Consider the following 25,317-nt stretch of genomic DNA (forward strand, 5'->3'; position numbering starts at 1 on the left):
GAGACAACCCCTCACGGTCGATGTCACCGCCCCACCGAGCCGACGTCCGGACGAGCGGGTCCGCACCGGTCACCTCGGCAACGCCTCGCGCATCGAGCACCCGGACGACGCCGTGAACCAACGCCTGGGCATGGGCGACCCACGCGCTGCGGCATGGTTCGAGCCTTCGAACCGGTCATGCGGCGCTGCCGGGGGCCGCCACTGCTTCGCGTATTCCGCGACCGTCTTCTGCCCCCAGCTCCCGGCGCGCTTCCGCGACAGACGGCGCCGTGCGCCTCTTCTCCGCGTAGATCTGCGTGAGGCGCTCGATCACATCGTCCTGCGTGCCGAAGCCGCCCTCCCTCTAGCTGCTTCCCCAGACCGTTGAGGAAACGGATTGTGTACGGGTGCGGGCACCGGGTCGGCCTGGCACAGCCGCAGTCTTGAAGAACGAGCCCATACCGCGGGCGAGCTGTCGAGCCACGTAGCGAACCTTCCGAGCGGGAGCCAGGCATCTGCACCCAGGTCCCCGCCCGCGGCGGTCACCAGGTCAGCAAGCCTGGACGCTTCCGCGCTCAATGCTGACCATTTACTGACCCGAGCGGCCTGTTCATGCCTCTGACCTCTTTCTCCACCCCGCCGCCCGCGGCCTCTTCCACTGGGCCACCCAGGTCCGCGGCTGCGTCGCCCGCCCGCGCGCCCTCGCCGGCACCGACCCCGACGCCCCCCCATCTCACCCGACTGGCCGGTGAACTCCTGCTCAAGAGCCCGGAGTTCGCCGGCATGCGGGAGCGCTGCGTGCGGGGCCTGCACGGTCCTGGTCGACGGGCGCCGGGTCAACTCCTGCCTCACGCTCGCCGTCCGGCTGGAGGGCGCCGAAGTCACCACGATCGAGGGCCTGGCCAAGGGCGAGCGACTGCACCCGCTGCAACAGGCGTTCATCGACCAGGACGCCTTCCAGTGCGGCTACTGCACCCCGGGACAGATCATGTCCGGCGTCGGCTGCATCCAGGAGGGCCACACGGACTCCAAGGCGGAGATCCGGGAGTGGATGAGCGGCAACATCTGCCGCTGCGGCTGCTACGTGAAGATCGTGCGCGCGGTCGAGCAGGCCACGGGACGGAAGTGAGTGCCGATGTATCCCTTCTCCTTCACCAAGGCGCCCAGCACCCGTGAGGCTCTTGAGGCCGGTCGTCGCGGCGGCCGCTACATCGCCGGCGGGACCACCCTGGTCGACCTGATGCGCGAGACCGTCGAACGCCCGGAAACCCTCGTCGACATCAGCGGCCTGCCGTTGGACGAGGTCACCGTCACCGGGCGCGGGGGCCTGCGCATCGGCGCGCTGGTGACCATGACCGAGGCCGCCGCCCACCGCAAGGTGCGCGCCACCTACCCGGTCGTCTCGCAGGCGCTGGAGCTGAGCGCGTCCCCGCAGCTGCGGAACATGGCCACCATCGGCGGCAACATCATGCAGCGCACCCGCTGCACGTACTTCCGCGAGGTGACCGCCGACTGCAACAAGCGCGAGCCCGGCTCGGGCCGCGCCGCGCGGGAGTGCTTCAACCGCACCCACGCGATCCTGGGCGCCTCCGAAGACTGCGTGGCCACCCATCCTTCCGACGTGGCTGTCGCCTTCGCCGCGCTGGAGGCACAGGTGCGTCTGCTCGGCCCGGACGGGGAGCGCACCGTCCCCTTCACCGACTTCCTGCTCCCACCGGGCCGTACCCCCGACCAGGAACAGGCCCTGAGAAAGGGTGAGTTGATCACCGCCGTGGAGATCCCGGCCTACCCGCGCCCGTTGAAGTCGGGCTACCTGAAGGTGCGGGACCGCCAGTCCTACGAGTTCGCCCTCACGTCCGCCGCCGTCGCCCTGCACGTCCGCGGCGGCGTGATCCGCGAGGCCAAGGTGGCCGCCGGCGGCGTGGGGACGGTGCCGTGGAAGCTGCCCGCCGTCGAGCGAGCCCTCATCGGCGAACGCCCCTCGGAGCGGCTCTGGGCACGGGCCGCCGCGGCGCCGGCGCCTGGGCCCGCCCGTCCGCGTGTGCGCGCCGTCCGACATCACCGTCGTCGAACTCGCGTCGAGGCAGGCATGGTCTCCGGCCGGCTGCGCGTACCCGGCGCCGCTGCGATCAAAGCAAGGTCGTCTTTGCGCCAGGCTGTTGTTCTGTTCCGTGCCAACGAAATCCGGTGGATTCCGGCGGGGCCTTGGGCGCGCGAACCTCCGTCCTGCCCGCCATGCCAAGTCACGCCAAAAGCGCTCTGTCCGAGGGTGAGAGGTACTGCCGTTGCCTGGCAAAGCACGCCCTCCCACCCCTGCGGTCACGCTGCTTGAATAAGTCTGACCGCCCGCCGTCATCGGAACCGGACGACGCCCATCGCCGGACGAGCGTGGGCATCGTCCGAAGCCACGGACGTGGACCGACGCCGCCGGACCAAGTGCCCAGGTGTTCATCTCGGGCGCGGTCCGATTCGGCCGCTCGACAAGGCCGGACCCGTTACGGCCCCTCCGGACCGGGACCAAAACCCGCCAGGGCAACAGGGTCTGCTTCTTCGTCACCGAAGGTGACGCACCGAGGGCGCTCACAACCGACGACCATGAGGGATGTAACCCATGCACGAACAGGACAGCACGCCGAACGGCAACTCGAAAGACCGCGGCCGTCGCAGCTTCCTGAGCGCAGTCACACTCGCAGCTACCTCGCTGGTAGCCGCGACGGGGGCCGCACCGTCGCGGGCACGAGCAGCATCGCCCGCCGAGCAACTCGGCGGGGGCGCCGGTGAGGACGACGTCGCCGCAGTGGGAATCCCTCCTCGCCCCCGCGGCCTGAGCCCGGAGGGCCCCGAGGAAGCCGACGGCCCTCTCTATGCCACCGTCCCGCCCACGGGTGCGGCCTCCGTCAGGGCCCCGGCCGCCTTCCCGAACTGGGTGCGGTACAGCTCCGCGTACCGGCCGCCCGCCGCCAGCAGGGTCTCGTGGGTGCCGCGCTCGACGATCCGGCCCGCCTCGACGACGAGGATCAGGTCGGCCGTGCGTACGGTCGACAGACGGTGGGCGATGACCACCGCGGTCCGCCCGTGCAGTGCCTCCGCGAGGGCCTCCTGGACGGCGGCCTCGGAGGTGTTGTCGAGGTGCGCGGTGGCCTCGTCGAGGATGACCACGCGCTGGCGGGCCAGCAGCAGCCGGGCGATGGTCATGCGCTGACGTTCGCCGCCGGAGAGCCGGTAGCCGCGTTCGCCGACGACGGTGTCGAGGCCGTCGGGCAGGGCGTGCACGAGGTCGTCCAGGCGTGCCCGGCGCAGCACCTCCCACAGATCGTCGTCCGTGGCGTCGGGGCGGGCCAGCAGCAGGTTGGCGCGGACCGTGTCGTGGAAGAGGTGGCCGTCCTGGGTGACCATGCCGAGGGTGCCGCGCAGCGACTCGGCGCTCAGCTCGCGCACGTCGACGCCGCCGATGCGGACGGCGCCCGCGTCGGTGTCGTAGAGCCGGGGCAGGAGTTGGGCGACGGTCGACTTGCCGGCGCCGGAGGAGCCGACGAGGGCGATCGTCTGGCCGGGTTCGGCGCGGAAGGAGACGCCGTGCAGGACCTCGGTGCCGCCCCGGGTGTCGAGGGAGGCGACCTCCTCCAGGGAGGCGAGGGAGACCTTGTCGGCGGACGGGTAGCCGAAGCGGACGTCGTCGAACTCCACGGAGACCGGCCCTTCGGGCACCTCTCGGGCGTCCGGTTTCTCGTCGATGAGCGGTTTCAGGTCGAGCACCTCGAAGACCCGCTCGAAGCTGACCAGGGCGCTCATGATCTCGACGCGCGCCCCGGCCAGGGCGGTGAGCGGCGCGTACAGACGGGTCAGCAGCAGTGCGAGGGACACCACGGCACCGGCCTCCAGGGTGCCGCGCAGCGCGAACCAGCCGCCGAGGCCGTACACCAGGGCGAGCGCGAGGGCAGAGACGAGGGTGAGCGCGGTGATGAACGCGGACTGCGCCATCGCCGTACGGACCCCGATGTCCCGCACCCGGCGGGCCCGTTCGGCGAACTCCGCGGACTCGTCGGCCGGCCGCCCGAAGAGCTTGACGAGGGTTGCGCCGGGCGCCGAGAAGCGCTCGGTCATCCGGGTGCCCATGGCCGCGTTGAGGTCGGCCGCCTCCCGCTGGAGCCGGGCCATCCGGCTGCCCATCCGCCGCGCGGGGACGACGAACACCGGCAGAAGGACGAGCGAGAGCAGGGTGATCTGCCAGGACAGGGTGAGCATCACGGCCAGCGTGAGCAGCAGCGTCACGACGTTGCTGACGACTCCCGACAGGGTGTTGCTGAACGCCCGTTGCGCGCCGATCACGTCGTTGTTGAGTCGGCTGACCAGCGCTCCCGTACGGGTACGTGTGAAGAACGCGACCGGCATGCGCTGCACATGATCGAAGACGGCCGTACGGAGATCGAGGATGAGTCCCTCGCCGAGCGTCGCCGAAAGCCTCCGGCCCAGCAGGCCGAGGGCGGCTTCGACGAGGGCGATGAGCGCGATGAGCACGGCAAGGCGGACGACGAGTGTCTCGTCCCCGTCCGACACGATCACGTTGACGACGTGCCCCGCGAGCACCGGCGTCAGGACGGCGAGCAGCGCGGTCACCACGCTGAGCGCCACGAACTGTGCGATACGGCGACGATGTGGACGGGCGAACACGCCGACGCGGCGCAGGGTCGTACGGGCGAGAGGACGGTTGTTGTGCCGGGCGTTCATCATGCCCTGCAACTGGGTCCAGGCGGTGGTCTCCATACTCATGCGACGGACGCTAGAGCCTCAACCAATCTTGAGGTCAAGTCGGTCGCGGCGAAATCCGACCGGCGCGCGCATACTGGCGAACATGCCGACACGGATATCCGCGAGGCCACCGGCACGGATTCGCGTACCGCCGGTCACCCCCTGTCCCAGCGCCCGCAACGCCCTGTTGGCGCGGCACGGAAAGCCTCTCGCGGTGTGACAGCGACACGACTCCCCGAGGAGCGGGCGACGCGCCCCCAGGAGCAGCGGGCCGGCAGGCGTCTCCCGGTCCGCCAGGTCCTGTGTCTGCTCCCCCTCGCGCTGGTCGCGATCGTCGCCGTAAGGCATCGCTCGGTGCTCGTCGAGGGCTTCGCGCATCTGGCGACCGCCGAGTGGCCCTGGCTGCTGGCGGCGGTCTGCGCGACCTGTCTGACCTGGGTCGCGGCGGCCTGCACCCGGCAGGGCGCGCTGGTCGAACGGCTGCCCGCGCGGCGGCTGCTGGCCACACAGTTCGCGGCGGGCGCGGCGAACCATCTGCTGCCCACGGGGCTGGGCGCGAGCGCGGTGAACCTGCGCTTCATGGCGGTCTGCGGGGTGCCGCTCGCCCGTTCCTCGGCGGCGCTCGCCCTCTATCTGCTCGCGGAGTCGGTCGCCCGGGTGGGGCTGCTGCTGGCCCTGCTCCTCGCCTTCCCCGAAGCCCTGCGCCTCGGCCCGCTCCTCCCCGACGGTTCGGCGGGCCCGCTGCTGGCCGCCGTCGCCGCCGCGGTCTGCGCCGCCGTGGCCGTCGTCCTGCTCGTACGGCGGCTGCGCGAGGCCGTGTTCGGCTTTGTGCGCACGGCGTTGAGCGAGGCCCGTTCGGTGCACGCGCGGCCGGCCCGGATCCTCGCGCTCTGGGGCGGTTCGCTGGCCTTCCCGCTGCTCCAGGCGACCGGACTGGCCACCGTGGGGCTGTCGTTGGGCCTCGACGTGCCGGTGACGCACATGGTCGTCGCCTATCTCGCGGCCACGGTCGCGGTGGCCCTGGTGCCGACCCCGGGCGGCCTCGGATCGGTGGACGCGGCGCTCGTGGTGGCCCTCGTCGCGGCCGGCGGCCCGGCGGCCGTGGCGACGGCGGTGGTGCTCGCGTACCGCATCATCACGGTCTGGCTGCCGCTGCTGCCGGGGGCGTTGACACTGGGGGCGCTGGTACGGCTGAAGGTGATCTGAGGGACCGACACCAGCCGTCATGTGGCCGATCCGCGCAGGTCCGGTGCCGATCAGCCGGGCCGGTACGGCAGGATGAGCGGTCGCACCCGGCGTCGTACACACGTCCGGGGAAGCGTGATCGTGCATTCCGGATTCAAGCAGGTGGCAAGGTGACGACACATCACATACGGCCCACGGGCTGCTCCCCGCGTCCCTCGGGAGGCGACCGATGACACGGACCCTCACCCTCGACGACTACGTACTGGCCGGAGTCTTCCTGGCCGGCGGCCTGTTGGCCGGATTCCTGCTGCGGATGCTGATGCGCTGGCTCGGCAGGCACGCGACGAAGACCCGCTGGGGCGGTGACGACGTCATCGTCGACGCGCTGCGCACGCTGGTGCCGTGGGCGGCGATCGCCGGCGGCGCGGCGGCCTCGGCGGCGGTGCTGCCGCTGACCAGGACCGTGCAGCGGCATGTGAACCAGTCGCTGACCGTGCTGCTCATCCTCGTCGCCACGATCACGGCGGCCAGGGTGATCGCCGGGCTGGTGCGCACGGTCACCCAGTCCCGGGCCGGGGTCGCCGGCTCGGTCACGATCTTCGTGAACATCACCCGGGTCGCGGTCCTCGCGATCGGCTGTCTGATCATCCTCCAGACGCTGGGCATCCCGATCGCCCCGCTGGTCACCGCTCTGGGCGTCGGCGGTCTCGCGGTGGCCCTGGCCCTTCAGGACACGCTCGCCAACCTCTTCGCGGGCATCCACATCCTCGCCTCCAAGACGGTCCAGCCGGGCGACTACATCAAGCTGAGCAGCGGCGAGGAGGGCTATGTCGTCGACATCAACTGGCGGCAGACCACCATCAAGTCGCTCTCCAACAACCTGGTGATCATCCCCAACGGGCAGCTCGCCGGCACGAACATGACCAACTTCAACCAGCCCGAGCAGGACATGACCCTGCTCGTGCAGGTGGGTGTGGGCTACGACAGCGATCTGGAGCATGTCGAGCGGGTCACCAACGAGGTGATCGCCGAGACGATGAAGGAGGTCGAGGGCGCCGTCCCCGACCATGAGCCCGCCGTGCGGTTCCACACGTTCGGCGACTCGCGCATCGGGATGACCGTGATCCTCGGTGTCGGCGAGTTCAGTGACCAGTACCGGATCAAGCACGAGTTCATCAAGCGGCTGCACAAGCGGTACCGGGCCGAGGGGATCAGCGTGCCGGTGCCCCGGCGGGCGATCACGGTGCAGCCGGGCGGGCTGGTGGAGATCCCCCACCAGCGGGAGGCGTCGGTCGAGGTCGCGCCGTAGGGGGTTTTCGCCCCTGCCACGCCCCTGCCACCCCGTGCCCGTCCCCTCCACAAGCTGGGGGCTGCGCCCGCAGCCCCCGGGGACGCGTGTCGGCTCCGCCCCGGACCCCGAGCCTTTGGCGGGGCCGAAGGGGCGTCAGCCCCTGGGGATGGGACGGGTAGGGGCCAGGGGCGGCGGCCGCCAGGGGCGGCGGCCGCGAAACCCCTCCCGGCACGCCCCGGGCTTCCCCGCATCCGGCCCCGTGCCTCATCCCGCCCGGGTACGAGATATCTTGATGTCGAGCAATGTTGCAGACGTGGAGCGGAGCACCCGGTGACTGACTCGACCATCATCTACACGCACACTGACGAGGCGCCCGCCCTGGCGACCCACTCGTTCCTGCCCGTGATCAAGGCGTACGCCTCGCAGGCCGGTGTCTCCGTCGAGACCCGTGACATCTCCCTGGCCGGGCGCATCATCGCCGTCTTCCCGGAGTACCTGGAGGAGGGCCAGCGCATCCCCGACGCCCTCTCCGAGCTGGGCGAGCTGGCCAAGACGCCCGCGGCGAACATCATCAAGCTGCCGAACATCTCGGCGTCGATCCCGCAGCTCAAGGCCGCGGTCGCCGAGCTGCAGAGCCAGGGCTACGCGCTGCCGGACTACCCGGACGACCCGAAGTCCGACGAGGAGCGCGAGATCCGCGCCCGCTACGACAAGATCAAGGGTTCCGCCGTGAACCCGGTCCTGCGTGAGGGCAACTCCGACCGCCGCGCCCCCGCCTCGGTGAAGAACTACGCCAAGACCCACCCGCACCGCATGGGCGCCTGGACCGCCGAGTCCAAGACCAACGTGGCGACCATGGGCCAGGACGACTTCCGCTCCACCGAGAAGTCCGCCGTCATCGCCGAGGACGGCGCGCTCAAGATCGAGCTCGTCGGTGACGACGGCACGACCACCGTGCTGCGCGAGTCCGTACCCGTCCTCGCCGGCGAGGTCGTCGACGCCTCCGTGATGCGCGTCGGCCCGCTGCGCGAGTTCCTGACCGCGCAGGTCGCCAGGGCCAAGGCGGAGGGCGTGCTGTTCTCCGTGCACCTGAAGGCCACGATGATGAAGGTCTCGGACCCGATCGTCTTCGGCCACGTCGTGCGCGCCTTCTTCCCGAAGACGTTCGCGAAGTACGGCGAGACGCTGGCCGCGGCCGGTCTCTCCCCGAACGACGGTCTGGGCGGCATCTACAAGGGCCTGGAGGCCCTGCCGGAGGGCGCCGAGATCAAGGCCTCCTTCGACGCCGAGCTCGCCGAGGGCCCGGCGCTGGCGATGGTCGACTCCGACAAGGGCATCACCAACCTGCACGTGCCGTCCGACGTCATCGTCGACGCCTCGATGCCGGCCATGATCCGCACCTCCGGCCACATGTGGGGCCCGGACGGCCAGGAGGCCGACACCCTCGCGGTGCTCCCGGACTCCTCCTACGCCGGTGTCTACCAGGTCGCGATCGACGACTGCCGCGCCAACGGCGCCTACGACCCGTCGACGATGGGCTCGGTCCCGAACGTCGGCCTCATGGCGCAGAAGGCCGAGGAGTACGGCTCCCACGACAAGACCTTCGAGATCGCGACCACCGGCACGGTCCGCCTCGTCGACCAGGCCGGCGACGTGGTGATCGAGCAGACGGTCTCCGCCGGCGACATCTTCCGCGCCTGCCAGACCAAGGACGCCCCGATCCGCGACTGGGTGAAGCTGGCCGTCACGCGTGCCCGCGCCACCGGCGACCCGGCCGTCTTCTGGCTGGACGAGACCCGCGCGCACGACGCCAACCTGATCGCCAAGGTCAACGCGTACCTGCCGGAGCACGACACCGAGGGCCTGGACATCCGGATCCTCGCCCCGGTCGAGGCCACCAAGCTGTCGGTGGAGCGCATCCGCCGCGGCGAGAACACCATCTCGGTGACCGGCAACGTGCTGCGTGACTACCTCACCGACCTCTTCCCGATCCTGGAGCTGGGCACCAGCGCCAAGATGCTGTCTGTCGTCCCGCTGATGGCGGGCGGCGGCCTCTTCGAGACGGGCGCCGGCGGCTCCGCCCCGAAGCACGTCCAGCAGCTGGTCAAGGAGGACTACCTCCGCTGGGACTCCCTGGGTGAGTTCTTCGCCCTGGTCCCGTCCCTGGAGCAGTACGCCGAGGCCACCGGCAACACCCGCGCCAAGGTCCTCGCCGACACCCTCGACCGCGCCACGGCGACCTTCCTCAACGAGGACAAGTCCCCGTCGCGTCGCGTCGGCGGCATCGACAACCGCGGCAGCCACTTCTACCTGTCCCTGTACTGGGCGCAGGAGCTGGCCGCCCAGACCGACGACGCCGACCTGGCCAAGGCCTTCGCCCCGCTCGCCGAGACGCTCACCGCGAACGAGCAGACCATCGTCGACGAACTGATCGCCGTCCAGGGCAAGCCCGCCGACATCGGCGGCTACTACCAGCCCGACCCGGCCAAGGCCGCCGCGGTGATGCGCCCGTCGGCGACCTGGAACGAGGCGCTGGCGAACTTCGCCTGAGCCCCACCTGCCCCGCACAGCGCCGCCCCGGCCGGGATCACTCCCGGCCGGGGCGGCCCGCTTTCCGGCGCCTCGGCTCAGCTCGTACCGAGGGCCGTACGCAAGGTACTGATCGCCTGCCCGATGGCGGCCTCGGCGGCGTGCGTCTCCCGCAGGGCGTCGAGCATCACGAAGTCGTGGATGATGCCCTGGTAGCGCACGGCGGTGACCGGCACCCCGGCCTCCCGCAGCTTGTTCGCGTACGCCTCGCCCTCGTCGCGCAGCACGTCGGCCTCGGCGGTGATGACGAGCGCCGGGGGCAGCCCCTTGAGCTGCTCGGTGGTGGCCCGCAGCGGTGAGGCCGTGATCTCGGCGCGTTCGCGCTCGTCGGTCGTGTACTGGTCCCAGAACCACCGCATGCCGTCCTGCCGCAGGAAGTAGCCGGTGGCGAACCGACGGTAGGAGCCGGTGTCGAAGTTCGCGTCGGTCACCGGGTAGAAGAGGACCTGCTGGACCAGCGGGACGTCACCGCGCTCCTTCGCCATCAGGGTCAGCGCGGCACTCATGTTGCCGCCGACGGAGTCGCCGGCGACCGCGATGCGGGTCGCGTCCAGATAGTGCCCGGCGCCCTCGGTGACGACCCAGCGGGCCACGGCGTAGTTCTGCTCGATGGCGACGGGGTAACGGGCCTCGGGCGAGAGGTCGTACTCGGGGAAGACCACCGCGGCCCGCGCGCCCACGGCCAGCTCGCGCACCAGGCGGTCGTGGGTGTGGGCGTTGCCGAAGACCCAGCCCGCGCCATGGATGTAGATGATCACCGGGAGCACGCCCTGGGCGCCCGCGGGCCGGACGACACGGGCCCTGACCTCGCCGGTGGGCCCGCCCGGCACGGTCACCCACTCCTCGTCCACGGCGGGCTTGGCGGTGTCGCCGGACTGCACGTCGTCGACCGCCTTGCGGCCCTCGGCCGGCGCCAGGTCGAACAGGTACGGCGGATTCGCGGTCGCCTCGGCGAAGGCCCGGGCGGCGGGCTCCAGGACGGGGCGGGGGCCGGTGGTGTCGGACATGGCGTTCTCCTCGGGTGCGGTGTCGCGGGCGGGTCCGGTCGGTGTGGTGGCCGTGGTCGGCGGCACACCAGAAGAGTAGCGCGCTACTAGGTCGTGCACAACTAAAGTCGGCACGACTATCTAGCGCTCGATATGATTGGGAGGCTGAAAGGTAGGGTTGGAGATCGTTGCGAAGACCGACACGGGACCGAGGAGCGACACCGTGAACACAGCCGGCGACACCGTGAGCCCGGCCGGGACGGCCCCGGCGCAGGGGGCACCGGACCACACCCTGCTCCTGGACGACCAGCTCTGTTTCGCGCTGTACGCTGCCTCGCGCGCGGTCACGGCCCGGTACCGGCCGCTCCTCGACGAGCTGGGCCTGACCTACCCGCAGTACCTGGTCATGCTCGTCCTGTGGGAGCAGGACTCGATCTCCGTGCGCGATCTGGGAACCGCGCTGCAGCTCGAGTCCAGCACCCTCTCCCCGCTGCTGAAGCGGCTGGAGGCGGGCGGCCTGCTGCGCCGGGAGCGCCGCACGGACGACGAGCGCTCCATCGCCATCCGCCTGACCGAAGCCGGGGAGCAGCTCAGGGAACGGGCCCGCACCGTCCCCGTGGACATCGGCACGGCCATGGGCCTGACGCCCGAACAGCACACCCTGGCCAAGCAGTTGCTCCGATTGTTGACGGCGAACGTCGGCCAGGGCTGAGCGAACGATACTTGGCTCACCGGGACAGCGGTCCAGCGGTCCACACAGACGTGCGAACGTACGACGTACGGCGTTGCTTCACCCGGGAGGCGTCTCCCCCGCCCGCGCACGAGAAGGCCGTGGGCGCGTCGGCACGGATGCCCATCGCGTTGCACGAGGCCCGCCTGTCGTACCCCCAGGCCGCACCGCTGTTCTCCACGCGTGTCCCGCGCCTTCACCGGCTGGGTCCTCGGCCATGTGTCCGTGGAGGCAGGCCATGGTGGACAAGGCGCAGGAGTACGGCCCCGACTTCCGCGTTCTCGAAGCCCGGCGGCGACCTGGCGGTCCCCCGCATATGTCGGGTACCGAGCCGTTTGTCGTGACCGTTGATGCCGTGCACAATGCACGGAACCGCCTCGCCCCGCGCGCGGAGGCGGTCCCTGAGGAGGACGGGCCATGGTCACCGCCTGGTGGTTGCCGGTGGCGGCACTCGGCGGTGCGGCCGCCACTGTCCTGCTGACGTTCCTGCGGATGCGCCGGACAGCCGCGGCCCGGGTGGCGGAGCTGGCTCAGCTGGAACGCCTGGTGGAACGCCGGGCGGAGCAGGTGACCGCGCTCAGCCATGAGTTGCGTACCCCGCTCAGCATGATCAAGGGCGCGGTGGATCTGCTGCGGGAGGGGGCCCCGGGCCCGCTGACAGCGGCGCAGAAACGATTGCTCCAGGTCGCCGATCACCAGTCCACCCAGGTCATCAGCCTGTGCGAGAGCCTGCTGATCCAGGCGAAGATCGAAGCGGGCCTGTTCACGCCCCGTACGGAGAAGGTGGACGTGTCGGTGGTGGCGCGGGACGTCGTCACCGCGATGCGGCCGCTGTGCGCCCAGCGGGAGCAGCGGATCAGCCTGGATGTTCCGCAGGTGATGCCGCGGATCCCGGCCGACCCGATGCTGCTGACCCAGGCACTGACGAACCTGCTGTCGAACGCCAGCCGGTTCACCACCAACGGCGGCAGCATCGACGTCCGGGTCGCGCTCATCGACACGGGCGTCGCCGTGTACGTCACCGATGACGGCGCCGGCATGACGCGGGCCGAGCGGCATCGGTTGTTCCACCGCTTCGCCACCGGGCGGCCACTGGCCGACGGGACCGGCCTCGGTCTCGTGATCACGAAGACCGTTGTGGAACTGCACGGAGGCGAGATCATGGTGCACACCGCGTCGACCCGCGGGACGACGTTCCTGCTGACCCTGCCCGACGGATCATGACGGCGGAGGCACAGACCGCTTCGGGCGCGACCGTGCTGGTGGTCGACGACGAGCCGCAGATGACGATCATCATCGAATTCGCGCTGCAGACGCAGGGATTCACGGTGCTCACCGCGCACGACGGCGCGACCGCGCTGAATCTGCTGCGGACCCACGCGGTCGACCTGGTCGTGCTGGACGTGATGATGCCGGCGATGGACGGACTCACCCTGTGCGGGCGGATACGGGCCCGGTCGGACGTGCCGGTCATGCTGCTCACCGCGTTGTCCCAGCACGACGACGTCATCACCGGACTGGAGCACGGCGCGGACGACTACGTGACCAAGCCGTTCCACCCGCGCGAGGTGGCGCTGCGCGCCCAGGCGCTGGTGCGCCGTCATCGCCGGGGCAACGGCGCGGCGGTCCGCGTCGGCCTGCTGGTGATCGACCCGGTGGCGCAGTCGGCGAGCCTTGGCCGGCATCGGCTGGAGCTGCCGTTCACAGAGTTCAAACTGCTCACCCATCTGGCGTCCCGGCGGGGCGTTCCGCAGTCCTGGCAGGACCTGCTGCGGGAGGTGTGGGGCACCACGGATCTGCTGGGCGGCCGGGACGTGGTCAAGTCCACGGTGTACCGGCTGCGGTCGCGGCTGGCTGGGGTACCGGGCGGCTCCGCCTACATCCGCACGCTGCGCGGGGTCGGCTATCTGATGCCGGACCTGCCGGCGGACGCACCGGAGAGCGGTCCCGCCGACGAGCCGGACTGGTCGCGGCCCGGCTGACAGGCCGCCCGTCGGTGACAGACCGGGTGACGGGGACCGGGTGACGGGGACCGGGTGACGGGCCCTGGTGACGGGGACCGGGTGACGGGCCCTGGTGACGGGCCCTGGTGACGGCACTGTCACCGGGGCTCACTCCGCCGTCACCGGAGGCCCGTTCACACGCTCCTAATCTGGCCGCAACATCGCTCGGGCGAGCCGCTTCGGGCTCGAATACGCGGAGGTCGACGGCATGACAGTCGTGGCTAAGGGAAGACGATCGCGCCGTGGCGCGGCACTGACGATGGCGGTGGCGGCCGTGGTCGTCGCGACCGCGAGCGGCTGCGCGCGCGACGCCGGTGAGGTCGGCGCCGATCAGGACGGCGGCGTGGTGCACGTCGCCTGCGGTGCCACCGAGGAGTGGTGCGCCGCCACCACGGAGCAGTTCACCGAGACCACCGGGGTGAAGGCCGACTTCGTCCGGCTCTCCAGCGGCGAGGCACTGGCCCGGATCCAGGCCGGCAAGGGCAACGCCGAGTTCGACGTCTGGTACGGCGGGCCCGCCGACGGTTACGCCGCCGCGGGCGAGCAGGACCTGCTGGAACCGTATGTGTCGGCGAACGCGAAGGCCATTCCCGCCAAGTACAAGGACGCCTCCGGTCTGTGGACCGGCGTCTACGTCGGCGCGCTGGGCTTCTGCAGCAACGGCGAACTCCTGAAGGAGAAGGGGCTCGACGCCCCGGAGTCCTGGGCCGACCTGCTCGATCCGAAACTGAAGAAGGACATCGGCATCGCCCACCCGTCCACGTCGGGCACCGCGTACACGGCTCTGTGGACGCAGGTGCAGCTGGCCGACGGTGATGAGGACAAGGCACTGAAGTACATGCGTGAGCTCCACCCGAACGTGCTGCAGTACACCAAGTCCGGCGCGGCACCGGCGCAGATGACGGCGCGCGGCGAGGTCGCCGTCGGCGTGATCTTCTCCCACGACTGCATAGCCACCCAGGAGGCCGGTTTCCCCGACCTCGAGGTGACCTTCCCGTCCGAGGGCACGGGCTACGAGACCGGCGGTGTCGCGCTGGTCAAGGGCGCGAAGAACCCCACGAGCGCCAGGAAATTCATCGACTGGGCGTTGACCCCCGAGGCCCAGGAGATCGGCCCCGGCGTCAAGGCGTACCAGTTCCCGACCAACCCGGACGCGAAGGTGTCGGACAAGGTCGTGGACCTGGCGAGCATCAAGGTCGTGGATTACGACGCGGCCGCGGCCGGGGCCGCCAAGTCTGCGCTGACCAAGCGGTTCGACGAAGAAGTCGCGCAGGCCCCGAAGTCATGACCACGTTGCTCTCCGACCGCGAGCCGTCCACCTCTCTCGAGGTGGCGGCTCCGCGCCGGCGCCACCGGGCCGACCTGGGTGTCCGGGTCCTGATCGCCGCCGTCTCCCTGCTGGTGGTGGTCGGCGCGGTCGTGCCGCTGGTCGCGGTGCTCGCCACCGCCTTCGCGCCCGACGCGCTGCCTCGCTACGCCGAGTTCTTCACCTCCTGGGTCGACCTCGCCGTCCTGCGCAACACCCTGGTGCTCGGCGCCCTCGTCGGCCTCTGCGGTACGGCGCTCGGGTTCCTCTTCGCCTTCGTCCAGGCCAGACTCGATGTGCCGGGCAAGAAGATCCTGCACGTCATCGCACTGATGCCGATCGTCAGCCCACCCTTCGCGATCGCCACCGCCACGGTCGTGCTGTACGGCCGACGCGGTGTCGTCAGCAACGGCGTCTTCGGGGTGGAGTACGACATCTACGGGCTCGACGGGCTCGTGTTCGTCCTGTCGCTGTCGCTGTTCCCCGTCGCGTACCTGGGCCTGCTCGGCATGCTGCGAGGTCTGGACCCCGCCCTGGAGGAGGCGGCCATGAACATGGGCGCCTCCCGGTGGCGGATCCTGCGCACGCTGATCCTGCCGCTGGTCGCGCCCGGCCTCGTCGCCCCGTTCCTGCTGCTCTTCGTGGAGGCGATCGCCGACCTCGCCAACCCCCTGGTGCTCGGCGGTGACTACACCGTCCTCGCCGGCCGTGCCTATCTGGCGGTCACCGGTGAGTACGACATCACCGGCGCCTCGGTCTACTGCGTGATCCTGCTGGTGCCGTCGCTGGCGATGTACTTCGGGCAGCGCCGCTGGATGAACCGCAAGGTACGCACGACGATCACCGGCCGTCCTTCCGGTAGCGTCCACCTGATCACCGGCTGGGCACGGTGGCCCTTCTACGGGCTGGCGCTACTGGCCGCCGCGGTCATCCTCAGCCTCTACGGCACGGTGATCGTCGGCTCGATGACCCGGGTGTTCGGCGTCGACAACACCTTCACGCTGGACTACCTCAAAGAGGTCGTCGCCGGGGTGGGGGTCGAGGCGGTACTGGACACGCTGAAGTTCGCCGCCATCGCCACGCCCGTCGCCGGCATGGTGGGTCTGGTCATCGCCTGGCTGGTCGTACGGCATCTGGACCGCACGGCCTGGCTGCTCGACCTCGGCGGAACGCTGGGCGTCGCCGTCCCCGGCACCGTCCTCGGCATCGGCTTCGTGCTGGCGTACCGGCCGGACCGATGGATCGGCCCGGTCCACGCGGTCCCCAGCCTGGTCGGCGGCAGCGCCGTCGCCGGGGGCGCGGTCGCCATCGTCCTCGCGTACATCGTCCGCAGTGTCCCGGCGGGCCAGCGCACCGCGGTGGGCTCGCTCACCCAACTGCACCCCTACATCGAGCAGGCGTCGACGGACCTGGGGGCCAGCCCCCTGCAGACCTTCCGCCGGGTGACCCTTCCCCTCATCCGTCCGGCGCTGCTCACCGGGCTGAGCTACAGCTTCGCCCGCAGCATGACGTCCGTCTCCACGATCGTCCTGCTGGTCACCCCCCAGACGAAGATCATCACGTCCCAGGTCCTCAGCGCCGCCAGTACGGGCCGGTACGGCGTCGCCTTCGCCTACTGCACCGTGCTGACCGCACTGGTCCTGACGGGCTTCGCGCTCATCCGCGTCCTCGTCGGCACCGGCGCCGCACTGCAGCGCACCGCCACCTCCGAAAGGCAGAAGTCATGACCGCCGCCGCGCCCGAACTCACCACCGCGCCACCGCGCGAGACCGACAGCGGACATCTGCGGCTCGACGCCCTGACCAAGCGGTTCACCGGCCGCTCCGGTGCCGTGACGGCCGTGGACAGCGTCTCGCTCGACGTCGAGCCCGGGGAGTTCATCACCCTGCTCGGCCCGTCCGGCTGCGGCAAGACCACCACCCTGCGCATGGTGGCCGGCTTCGAGGACTCCTCCAGCGGCAGCATCCTCCTCGACGGCAACGCCATCGACGCCATACCGCCGCAACGCAGGCCCATGGCGATGGTGTTCCAGAGCTACGCGCTGTTCCCCCACATGACCGTGGCGGAGAACATCGCCTATGGGATGCGCCTTCAGCGGCGTACCCGCGACGACATAGCCACCAGCATGCGGATGGCCGTCACCAGCATGAACCTGGTGGGCCTTGAGGACCGCAGCCCGCACGAGCTGTCCGGCGGCCAGCAGCAGCGGGTCGCGCTGGCCCGTGCCCTGGTCGTCCAGCCGAAGGTGTTGCTGTTCGACGAGCCGCTGTCCAACCTGGACGCGAAGCTGCGGGACGCCATGCGGGCGGAGATCCGGCGCATCCAGAAGATGTTCGGCATCACCAGTCTCTACGTCACCCACGACCAGGACGAGGCGATGAGCATGTCCGACCGGATCGTGGTGATGAACAAGGGCCGGGTGGAGCAGGCCGCCACCCCGGGTGAGATCTACGCCCGTCCGGCCAGTGTGTTCGTCGCCGACTTCATCGGCCGGGCCAACTTCCTGGAGGCGGTGCCCGAGCGGGTGGGCGCCGATGGCGCCACCGTGACCGTGCTGGGCCGTCGGCTCACCGTCGCCGCGCACCCCAAGGTGACCGCCGGCGCCACCGGCGCGTATCTGATGGTTCGGCCGGAGACGGCCAGGCTGTCCGCCGTCACTGACGGTGGGACCGGTATCGGCGCGGTGCTGCGCTCCACCTTCCACGGCCCCACGATCGACTACGAGGTGGAGACGACCGGCGGCACCATCACGGTCACCGAACCGGGCACCGATCCCCGGAAGGCACTGGCCGAAGGCACCAACGTCGACGTCACCTTCGACCAGGACCGGGCCTACCTGCTCACACAGGACTAGGGCGTGTTTCGAAAGTCCCGTCTGCCCCGCGACGCCCTCCGGGCGGACGACGCCACTTTCGAAACACGCCCTAGCCGCTCCCACGCGGTCCCCAGGACCAACCGAAAGGCCGTATCTGCGTCGTGCGATACGGCCTTCGACCTGCTGCTCCGCAAGTCGGGGCGACAGGATTCGAACCTGCGATCGCGCCCGGTGTCGTGCGTCGTCAGTCAGCCCTCACCGGATGCGTAAGGTTCGCTCCGGTCGCCGGGTCGAACACGTGAGCCTTGGCCATGTCGACCTGCAGTTCTACCGGTTCACCCTCGCGGGCACGCGTGGCGGCGTCCAGACGGGCCACGATGTGATGGGTGTCGGCGCCGGTGTCGCGCAGGCCCGAGTCCTTGGCGAGCTCCTCCAGTTCGGCGGTCGTCGCCGGCCCGCCCTCCGCGGTGAAGTAGACGTACACATCGGAGCCCAGCGACTCCAGTACGTCCACGGTCGCGGTGAAGAGCGGGCCCGTCCGGTCCCGGTCGTGTGACAGGGCCGCGTCCTCGAATGCCTCCGGTCGTAGCCCGACGATGACCTCGCGGGGCGCGTTCTGCCTGTCCAGCGCCTGCCTCGTCCGGTCGTCGAGGGTCAGGTCGCCCAGGGGGGAGCGCAGGGCACTCTGCTCCAAAGTGGCGTTCAGGAAGTTCATCGCCGGGGAGCCGATGAAGCCCGCGACGAAGATGTTGCGCGGCAGGTCGTACAGCTCGGCGGGTGTGCCGATCTGCTGGACCAGGCCCTGTCTCATGACCACGACGCGGTCGCCGAGCGTCATCGCCTCGGTCTGGTCGTGGGTGACGTACACGGTGGTCGTGCCGAGGCGCCGTTGCAGCCGGGAGATCTGGGTGCGCATCTGTACCCGGAGTTTGGCGTCCAGGTTGGACAGCGGCTCGTCCATCAGGAACGCCTTGGGATCACGGACGATCGCCCGCCCCATGGCCACCCGCTGGCGCTGACCACCCGAGAGGTTGGCGGGCTTGCGGTCGAGGTGCTCGGTGAGGTCGAGGATCCGGGCGGCTTCCGTCACCTTGGCGTCGATGGTGTTCTTGTCCACCTTGGCCAGGCGCAGCGGGAAGCCCATGTTCTCCCGGACGTTCATGTGCGGGTACAGGGCATAGCTCTGGAACACCATGGCGACGTCGCGCTCCTTGGGAGCGAGGTCGTTGACGACCCGGTCTCCGATGCGCAGGGTGCCCTCGGTGATGTCCTCGAGTCCGGCGATCATGTTCAGGGTGGTGGACTTGCCGCATCCCGACGGACCGACCAGGATCACGAACTCGCCGTCGGCGATCTCGAGGTCCACGTCCTTCACGGCGAGGGCCCCGTCGGGAAAGCGCTTGGTGACTCCCTCGAGGATGATCTCGGCCATGGATGGTGCCTCCTTGCCTCATGCCTTCCGGGTCCGAGTACTGCGGTCGGTGTCCCGGAGCGGTGGCCTGTCTGCCGCGGTCCGCCCGTTCACCCCTTGACTGCCCCGGAGGTCAGTCCGGCGACGATCCGCCGCTGGAAGAACAGGACGAAGACGATGATCGGGATGGTGATGACCACAGCGGCGGCGGCGATCGACCCTGTGGGCTGCTGGAACTGGGAGCTCCCGGTGAAGAACGCGATCGCGGCCGGGACTGTGCGCGCGGACTCGGTGGAAGTCAGCGAGATCGCGAACAGGAAGTCGTTCCAGCAGAAGATGAACACGAGAATGGCCGTGGTGAACACGCCCGGCGCGGCCAGCGGCACGATGACCATCCGGAAGGCCTGCGCGGGCGTCGCCCCGTCGACCTTGGCGGCCTTCTCCAGATCCCAGGGGATCTCCCGGAAGAAGGCCGACAGGGTGTAGATCGCGAGCGGCAGGGAGAAGGTCATGTACGGGATGATCAGCCCGATCCAGGTGTCGAAGATCCCGATGATCCGCTCGATGTTGAACAGCGGTGACACCAGGGAGATCGGCGGGAACATGGCGATCAGCAGCGACATGCCGATGAGCACCCGCTTGCCGGGGAAACGCAGCCTGGCCACCGCGTAGGCGGCCATGGTGCCCAGCGCCACCGCGATCACCGTGGCGATCAGGGCGATACCGATCGAGTTGACCAGCGCACGGGTGAACTCGGCGGTCTCGAAGATGCCCCGGTAGTTCTCCCAGGTCCAGTCCGTGGGGATGTAGTTGCCGTCCGTCAGGGTGGTGGGGTCCTTGAACGACAGCGCGGCGATCCACCACACCGGGAACAGGGCGTACAGCACCACCACCACGTTGATGACACCCCAGCGGGCGGCATGCGTCTTTCCCACCGCGGCCATCAGCGCTTCACCTCCGCGCCGGGTGCGGCGGTGCCGAACAGTTTGACGAAGGTGAAGGCGATGATCCCGACACAGATGAAGATCAGGACCGAGATCGCCGACCCGATGCCCAGGTTCAGCGCGGTGAACAGGTTATCGTACCCGAGGATCGACACTGAGCCGGTCCCCTGGGCACCCGCGGTCAGGATGTAGATGTTGTCGAAGATCCGGAACGCGTCCAGTGTGCGGAAGAGCAGTGCCACCAGGACGGCCGGCTTCATCAGCGGCAGCATGATCTTGGTGAAGCGCTGCCAGGCGGTGGCACCGTCCACCATGGCCGCCTTCAGGGTCTCCTCGGGGACCAGCGCGAGTCCCGCGAGCAGCAGCAGGGCCATGAACGGTGTCGTCTTCCACACCTCGGCGAGGATGATCAGCCAGAGGGCGGACCACTGTTCGGTCAGCGGGGCCTCTCCGCTGGGCAGCAACTCGGCGAGGTATCCGAGGTCCGGGGTCCAGGCGTACTGCCAGGAGAAGGCCGCGACCACGGTGACGATCCCGTACGGAATCAGGACCGACGTGCGGACGACGCCGCGCCAGAAGATCGTGCGGTGCATCACCAGGGCGAGCCCCATTCCGAGGACCAGTTCGATCGCCACGGACACGGCGGTGATGAAAAGCGTGACCCAGAAGGCGTCCCACCAGAACGGGGAGGACAGCACCGCCCCGTAGTTGCTCAGGCCCACGAACTCCGCCCGTCCGGGAAAGCGCAGGTCGTACCGCTGGAGGGACAGATAGACGGCGTACCCGATGGGGTAGGCGGTCACGGCGATCATGACGACGACGGCGGGCGCGCAGAGCAGCCAGCCGAGCCGTCGCTCCTGCCTGGCGCCCGCCGAGAGTGCCGCCCGGTCCGGCTCCGCCTGTTCCGTCTCCGCCTCGGGAGGCGGCGGGGTCTCGGCCGGTTGCGCCCGCGTGCTCATCTCGGGCCGTCCGAGGACGAGGCCCGCGCGCTGCGGCGCCGGCCGACCAAGTGGTGCGGAAGGAGGTGGTTCACGGGATCACACCCTCGGATCGCAGGGCATCGTCGATCTGCTCCCTGATGGTGTTGACGGAGCTCACCGGTTCGATCCCGGACGGCGGAGACAGCGTGTGGGAGACCGCGATCGACACGTTCTGGTAGACCGGAGTGATCGGGCGCACGCTCGCCGACTCCAGGGCGGCCAGCACGTCCTTGGAGAAGGGGTACTCCTTCATGAACGCGGGCTCGTCGTACAGGGCGCGCAGGGTGGGCGGCAGACCGCCCTCGATCGCGGCCGTGAGCTGGTTCTCCCGGTTGCGCAGGCACAGCGCCGCCTCGAACGCCAGGTCGGGGTGGCGCGAGTAGGCGCTCACCGCCAGGTCGATGCCGCCGATGGTGGGCCGTGCTGGCCGGTTCGGGTCGACCCGGGGGTACGGCGCCCAGCGGAAGTTCTTGAACAGCTCGGGGTTGTTCGCCTTCATCGACGGATAGACGAACGGGTAGTTGAGCTCGAACGCCGCCACCCCCGACTCCATGGCGAGGCGGTTCTGGTCCTCCATCTGGTTGGGCAGGGAGGGGTCCGCGGCCGGGGACTTCGCCAGATCACGCATGATCCCGGCGGCCCGCACGGCAGGAGGACCGAGGGAGGGTGCGGTCGCGGTCGCGTTGAGGATGGAGCCGCCCGCACTGTTGATCAGCGTGTTGAACCAGACGGTCAGGCCCTCGTACTGGGCGCCCTGGATCTCCACGAAGTACGGTTTGCCCTGCCGGGCGAGGGCGCCTGCCATGTCCAGCATCTCGGCCCAGGTCCTGGGCGGGGTGGGCACCAGGTCGTTGCGGTACCACAGGAGCTGGGTGTTGGTGTTGTACGGGACGGCGTACAGCTTGCGTTTCCAGGTCGAGGTCTGCAGCGGTACGCGCAGGGTCCCCTCGACGGCCTGCCGCTTCGCCGTCCCCGTCCATTCCCGGATCCAGCGTGCCTCTGCGAACTCCGCCGCCCAGGTGACGTCCAGGCCCAGGATGTCGAGCGAGTCGTCCTCGGCGGCGAGTCTGCGGACAAGCTGCTGGCGCTGGCCGTCCGCGGCACGCGGGAGCTTGTTGTAGCTGATCCTGTAGCGACCGCCCGACGCCTGGCTGCACCGGTCGGCCGCCTTCTGGAGCGCACCGGAGTCGTCAGGGAAGTTGTACCAGTTGATTGTTGGTCTACCGGAGCCCTCGTCACTGCCACAGGCGGCGAGCACCGACGCCAGCAACGGCAGTGCGGCGAACGCCCGCAGCCATCGCGTCCCTCTGGGACGTCCCTTCTGACCCGAAACGGGCCGGCAGCCGCACCTCGCGTGCACGCGCTCCACACCTCGCTTCTGGACGGTGGCACGGGACTCGGACCTCGCAGCGTTTCCCTCCCGACGAACACTAAATGCCACATAAAGCAAGATCAAGCACATATCGCACCTAATCGCCCAACGTCGCACCCTGGGGCCGACTCGACGAACCTGCGGGTACGAAAGGGGGGGCGATCAACTTCGGCCACTTCCCCAAGAACGAAAAAGAGGCCACTTCCGATCAAACGGAAATGACCTCCGACCTGCTGCTCCGCAAGTCGGGACGACAGGATTTGAACCTGCGACCCCTTGACCCCCAGTCAAGTGCGCTACCAAGCTGCGCCACGTCCCGGTGCGCTTTCACAGAACGGTGTTCCGTGTGAACGCGCAGGTAAACACTACCGCACGCCGCGCGGCTCCGGCTCCGGGCCAGCGCCCAGGAATGCCAGGTCCGCCTGGACGCGCGTCCGGCGATCACCCGCTTCGCCCGCTCCACCACGGTCGGCACCTGCGGCGGGCTGTACGGCGCCCACAGCCACGGGGACTCGCCGTAGTACGTCGTACGTGAACGGCCCTGCGGGAGCTGGGACCTGGTGGCCGCGGCGACGAAGATGCGGACATGGCCCGCGAGTTCGCCCGGCGCCTCCTCCAAGGGGAAGCAGCCCTCGACCGTCGAGAGGTCGAAGGCGGGTGGGGCGTCGACGGGCAGGTTGAAGTAGGCGGCCCTGCGCACCCGCTCGGCCAGTTCCGCGACGACATGGCGGTACGCGGGACCGCCCGGGTCCGACTGCATCAGTTGCAGCAGCCCGTTCCTGACGTACTCCTCCCCCAGTCCCGGCTCGACGAACTGGACGGCCTTGACCTCGGTGGGCATCAGGCTCGCGGGCACGGGCTCCCAGAGGACCGGGATCAGCGCGCGCGGATGCACATCGGTGGCATCGCGGTAGCGCCGTACCCGGGAGGCGAAGTGCGTCCACTCCTTGCCGCAGTAGGGGCGGCTGAAGTAGGCCGGGGAGTAGCGCGCGACCATGGCCCGGCAGGCGCCCACCGCGCGGCTCAGCTCCAGCAGCCACTCGTGACCGAGTGTGATGCTGTCGACGTCGCGGAAGGCCGGCTGTCTGTGCGAGCCGACGACGGGCAGGCCGAGGGCGTCGAGCAGGTCCTCGTAGAACCGGCCCACGTACGCCTGCCGGTCGTCCTTCCGCGCGTAACTGAGAAAGAAATACGGCTGTTCGGAATCCAAGGCGCCCCCAGCGTGCCGCGCCGCACCGACGGCAAGGTGGCTCCTACCCTGCCGCCGCCGCTCTCAGACATGCCCTCGATCCCCGAGTGCACGCTCGACACTCGCGCCTCTCCCGGACGGGCCGTACGGAGGCGGTGCCCCCGGTCAGGAGGCGCCGCCGAGGGAGTCGAGCAGCCGGGGCGAGGCCTGGAGCGCGGTGCGCTGCATGAGGTCGACGACGCCTCGGACGCCGGCCATCTCGGAGCCGCCGCCGGCCCGGCCGGGGCCGCCGTGGCGCAGGGCGGGCAGGGGTGAGCCGTGGCCGGTGGTCTGTGTCAGGTTGGCCGAGTCCAGGAGGTGCAGTCGGCCGTGCCAGGGGGCCGCCTCGCGGACGAAGGCGGTGGTCCAGGCGAGGTCGTCGCCGACGACGGACGCGGCGAGGCTGCCCCGGCCGCGGGCGATCAGGTCCGTGGCGTGGGCGGTGTCGCGGTACGCCAGTACGGTCGCGGCCGGTCCGAACGGCTCGACCTCGTGGGGCGCGGCGGCGTCCGGGTCGGCGGAGAGCAGCAGGGTGTCCAGGAAGGCGCCCCGCTCCGGGTCGGCGTCGACCACCCGCACCTTGTCGGGGTCGCCGTGGACGAATCTGCCGGACTCGGCGATCCTGCGCACGGCCGCTCGTACGTCGTCACGTTGGGCGAGGCTGACGACGGCTCCCATGCGGACGCCGTCCGAGGCGGGGTTGCCGATGGTGACACCGGCCAGTTCGGCGGAGATCGCGTCGAGGGCGGCGGGTTCGCGCTCGCCGGGGACGAGGACGCGGCGGATCGCGGTGCACTTCTGGCCCGCCTTGACCGTCATCTCGGTGACGACCTCGCGGACGAAGGCGTCGAACAGAGGGGAGCCCGGGGTGACATCGGGCGCGAGGACGATGGCGTTGACGGAGTCGGCCTCGGCGTTGAAGCGGACCGAGCAGGCGACCACGTTCGGGTGGGTGCGCAGGGCTTCGGCGGTGGCGGCGGAGCCGGTGAAGGAGAGCACGTCCTGTTCGCGGAGGAGGTCGAGGGCCGGGCGCACCGAGCCGACGACCAGTTGGAGGGCACCGGGCGGGAGGACCCCGGCGTCGGCGACGATCCGGACGAGGTGTTCGGTGAGGTACGCCGTCGGGGTGGCCGCCTTGACCACGCTGGGCAGGCCGGCCAGGACCGCTTGTGCCAGCTTCTCCAGGGGCGCCCAGACGGGGAAGTTGAAGGCGTTCACCTGGAGCATCAGGCCCGGGGACGGGGTGACGAGGTGGACGCCGAGGAAGTCGTCGCCGCGGGCGAGGCGTTCGGCGGGGCCCTCCATCAGGTGGGGGGCGTCGGGGAGTTCGGCGCGGGCCCGCATCGCGTAGTCGCGCAGGACGCGGATGCCGCCGTCGACGTCGTAGCGGGCGTCGGTCGGGGTGGCGCCGGCGCGGGCCGACAGGGCGTACAGCTCCTCGCGGCGGGCACGGACGGCGGCGGCGACCGCGTCCAGCAGGTCGGCCCGCTGGTGGAAGGTGAGGGCGCGCAGGGCCGGGCCGCCGGCGCGGCGGGCGTGGGTGAACGCCCCGGCGAGGTCGAGGCCTTCGGAGGAGACGCGGCAGACCAGGTCTCCGGTGACCGCGTCGTGCACGTCGGCCGCCGATGCCTCGGTGGCCGTGGGGGTGACCCAGGTGTCCTGGAGGTAGCTCTGGAGCATGGGATACGGCTGCTTTCGTCGAGGGCCGGTCGGTGGGCGGGGCCGGCGGGCTGGATCGGCGGGCCTGGG

16 protein-coding genes, 1 tRNA gene and 4 pseudogenes are annotated in these 25,317 nt (G+C 70.2%); 12 read left to right on the forward strand and 9 right to left on the reverse strand.

The genetic code is table 11. From position 1 onward, the window contains the following. Window positions 1-602 precede the first annotated feature (602 nt). The 3 pseudogenes from SGFS_RS12135 to SGFS_RS12145 all read left to right on the forward strand — a co-directional run. A pseudogene (locus SGFS_RS12135) lies at window positions 603-774 on the forward strand (MmyB family transcriptional regulator); the annotation flags it as partial. Continuing rightward, a pseudogene (locus tag SGFS_RS12140) lies at window positions 770-1,108 on the forward strand ((2Fe-2S)-binding protein); the annotation flags it as partial. The pseudogenes SGFS_RS12135 and SGFS_RS12140, both read left to right, overlap by 5 nt. 6 nt (window positions 1,109-1,114) lie before the next feature. Beyond that, window positions 1,115-1,933, forward strand: a pseudogene (locus tag SGFS_RS12145) (FAD binding domain-containing protein); the annotation flags it as partial. A 908-nt stretch (window positions 1,934-2,841) separates the two neighbouring features. Here the strand turns inward: SGFS_RS12145 and SGFS_RS12150 are convergent. Then, window positions 2,842-4,749 carry an ABC transporter ATP-binding protein gene (locus SGFS_RS12150; protein WP_286249869.1) on the reverse strand — a complete coding sequence of 636 codons (1,908 nt, stop codon included), beginning with the start codon at window positions 4,747-4,749 and terminating at the stop codon, window positions 2,842-2,844. Window positions 4,750-4,944: 195 nt separating this feature from the next. On the opposite strand from SGFS_RS12150, the gene SGFS_RS12155 reads away from it, so the two are divergent. From SGFS_RS12155 to SGFS_RS12165, 3 genes are all read left to right on the forward strand, one after another. Then, window positions 4,945-5,934 (forward strand): lysylphosphatidylglycerol synthase transmembrane domain-containing protein, encoded by a 990-nt coding sequence (locus SGFS_RS12155; protein ID WP_286249871.1) that lies wholly within the window; start codon window positions 4,945-4,947, stop codon window positions 5,932-5,934. 208 nt (window positions 5,935-6,142) lie between these two features. Next, window positions 6,143-7,222, forward strand: coding sequence for a mechanosensitive ion channel family protein (locus SGFS_RS12160; protein WP_286249873.1), 1,080 nt, complete (start codon window positions 6,143-6,145; stop codon window positions 7,220-7,222). 312 nt (window positions 7,223-7,534) lie between these two features. Then, window positions 7,535-9,754, forward strand: coding sequence for an NADP-dependent isocitrate dehydrogenase (locus SGFS_RS12165; RefSeq protein WP_286249875.1), 2,220 nt, complete (start codon window positions 7,535-7,537; stop codon window positions 9,752-9,754). Between the two features lie 77 nt (window positions 9,755-9,831). Here SGFS_RS12165 and SGFS_RS12170 read toward each other — a convergent pair whose 3' ends face one another. Further along, window positions 9,832-10,800, reverse strand: coding sequence for an alpha/beta hydrolase (locus SGFS_RS12170; protein ID WP_286259895.1), 969 nt, complete (start codon window positions 10,798-10,800; stop codon window positions 9,832-9,834). Window positions 10,801-11,023: 223 nt separating this feature from the next. Here SGFS_RS12170 and SGFS_RS12175 point away from each other — a divergent pair, with 223 nt between their 5' ends. The 6 genes from SGFS_RS12175 to SGFS_RS12200 all read left to right on the forward strand — a co-directional run bounded on the left by SGFS_RS12175 (window position 11,024) and on the right by SGFS_RS12200 (window position 17,672). Then, window positions 11,024-11,491 carry a MarR family winged helix-turn-helix transcriptional regulator gene (locus SGFS_RS12175; protein ID WP_286259896.1) on the forward strand — a complete coding sequence of 156 codons (468 nt, stop codon included), beginning with the start codon at window positions 11,024-11,026 and terminating at the stop codon, window positions 11,489-11,491. A 435-nt stretch (window positions 11,492-11,926) separates the two neighbouring features. Beyond that, complete coding sequence (locus SGFS_RS12180; RefSeq protein WP_286249878.1) at window positions 11,927-12,733, forward strand: sensor histidine kinase; 807 nt, start codon at window positions 11,927-11,929, stop codon at window positions 12,731-12,733. Further along, on the forward strand, window positions 12,730-13,491 hold the full coding sequence (locus tag SGFS_RS12185) for a response regulator transcription factor (RefSeq protein WP_286249880.1): 762 nt from the start codon (window positions 12,730-12,732) through the stop codon (window positions 13,489-13,491). The genes SGFS_RS12180 and SGFS_RS12185 overlap by 4 nt, the downstream gene beginning before the upstream one ends. Before the next feature lie 229 nt (window positions 13,492-13,720). Continuing rightward, window positions 13,721-14,800 carry an ABC transporter substrate-binding protein gene (locus SGFS_RS12190; RefSeq protein WP_286249883.1) on the forward strand — a complete coding sequence of 360 codons (1,080 nt, stop codon included), beginning with the start codon at window positions 13,721-13,723 and terminating at the stop codon, window positions 14,798-14,800. Continuing rightward, a complete protein-coding gene (locus SGFS_RS12195; protein WP_286249885.1) occupies window positions 14,797-16,545 on the forward strand; it encodes an ABC transporter permease in 1,749 nt (582 codons plus the stop codon). Before SGFS_RS12190 ends, SGFS_RS12195 begins: the two co-directional genes overlap by 4 nt. After that, a complete protein-coding gene (locus SGFS_RS12200; RefSeq protein ID WP_286249888.1) occupies window positions 16,542-17,672 on the forward strand; it encodes an ABC transporter ATP-binding protein in 1,131 nt (376 codons plus the stop codon). Before SGFS_RS12195 ends, SGFS_RS12200 begins: the two co-directional genes overlap by 4 nt. A gap of 205 nt (window positions 17,673-17,877) precedes the next feature. On the opposite strand, the gene SGFS_RS12205 is transcribed toward SGFS_RS12200, so the two are convergent. The 7 genes and pseudogenes from SGFS_RS12205 to paaZ all read right to left on the reverse strand — a co-directional run bounded on the left by SGFS_RS12205 (window position 17,878) and on the right by paaZ (window position 25,248). Then, complete coding sequence (locus SGFS_RS12205) at window positions 17,878-19,065, reverse strand: ABC transporter ATP-binding protein (protein WP_286249890.1); 1,188 nt, start codon at window positions 19,063-19,065, stop codon at window positions 17,878-17,880. Between the two features lie 89 nt (window positions 19,066-19,154). Beyond that, on the reverse strand, window positions 19,155-19,988 hold the full coding sequence (locus SGFS_RS12210; protein ID WP_286249892.1) for a carbohydrate ABC transporter permease: 834 nt from the start codon (window positions 19,986-19,988) through the stop codon (window positions 19,155-19,157). Continuing rightward, window positions 19,988-20,947 (reverse strand): carbohydrate ABC transporter permease, encoded by a 960-nt coding sequence (locus tag SGFS_RS12215; protein WP_286249894.1) that lies wholly within the window; start codon window positions 20,945-20,947, stop codon window positions 19,988-19,990. Before SGFS_RS12215 ends, SGFS_RS12210 begins: the two co-directional genes overlap by 1 nt. A 70-nt stretch (window positions 20,948-21,017) precedes the next feature. Continuing rightward, window positions 21,018-22,262 carry an ABC transporter substrate-binding protein gene (locus SGFS_RS12220; protein WP_434028192.1) on the reverse strand — a complete coding sequence of 415 codons (1,245 nt, stop codon included), beginning with the start codon at window positions 22,260-22,262 and terminating at the stop codon, window positions 21,018-21,020. A 323-nt stretch (window positions 22,263-22,585) separates the two neighbouring features. Continuing rightward, window positions 22,586-22,659: transfer RNA gene (locus SGFS_RS12225), tRNA-Pro, on the reverse strand. 378 nt (window positions 22,660-23,037) lie between these two features. Then, window positions 23,038-23,550 (reverse strand): annotated as a pseudogene (locus tag SGFS_RS51385) (TIR-like protein FxsC); the annotation flags it as partial. A 144-nt stretch (window positions 23,551-23,694) separates the two neighbouring features. Next, window positions 23,695-25,248 carry a phenylacetic acid degradation bifunctional protein PaaZ gene (gene paaZ / locus SGFS_RS12230; protein ID WP_286249897.1) on the reverse strand — a complete coding sequence of 518 codons (1,554 nt, stop codon included), beginning with the start codon at window positions 25,246-25,248 and terminating at the stop codon, window positions 23,695-23,697. Window positions 25,249-25,317: the final 69 nt, after the last annotated feature.

It is taken from the genome of Streptomyces graminofaciens (assembly GCF_030294945.1).
Classification (GTDB): domain Bacteria; phylum Actinomycetota; class Actinomycetes; order Streptomycetales; family Streptomycetaceae; genus Streptomyces; species Streptomyces graminofaciens.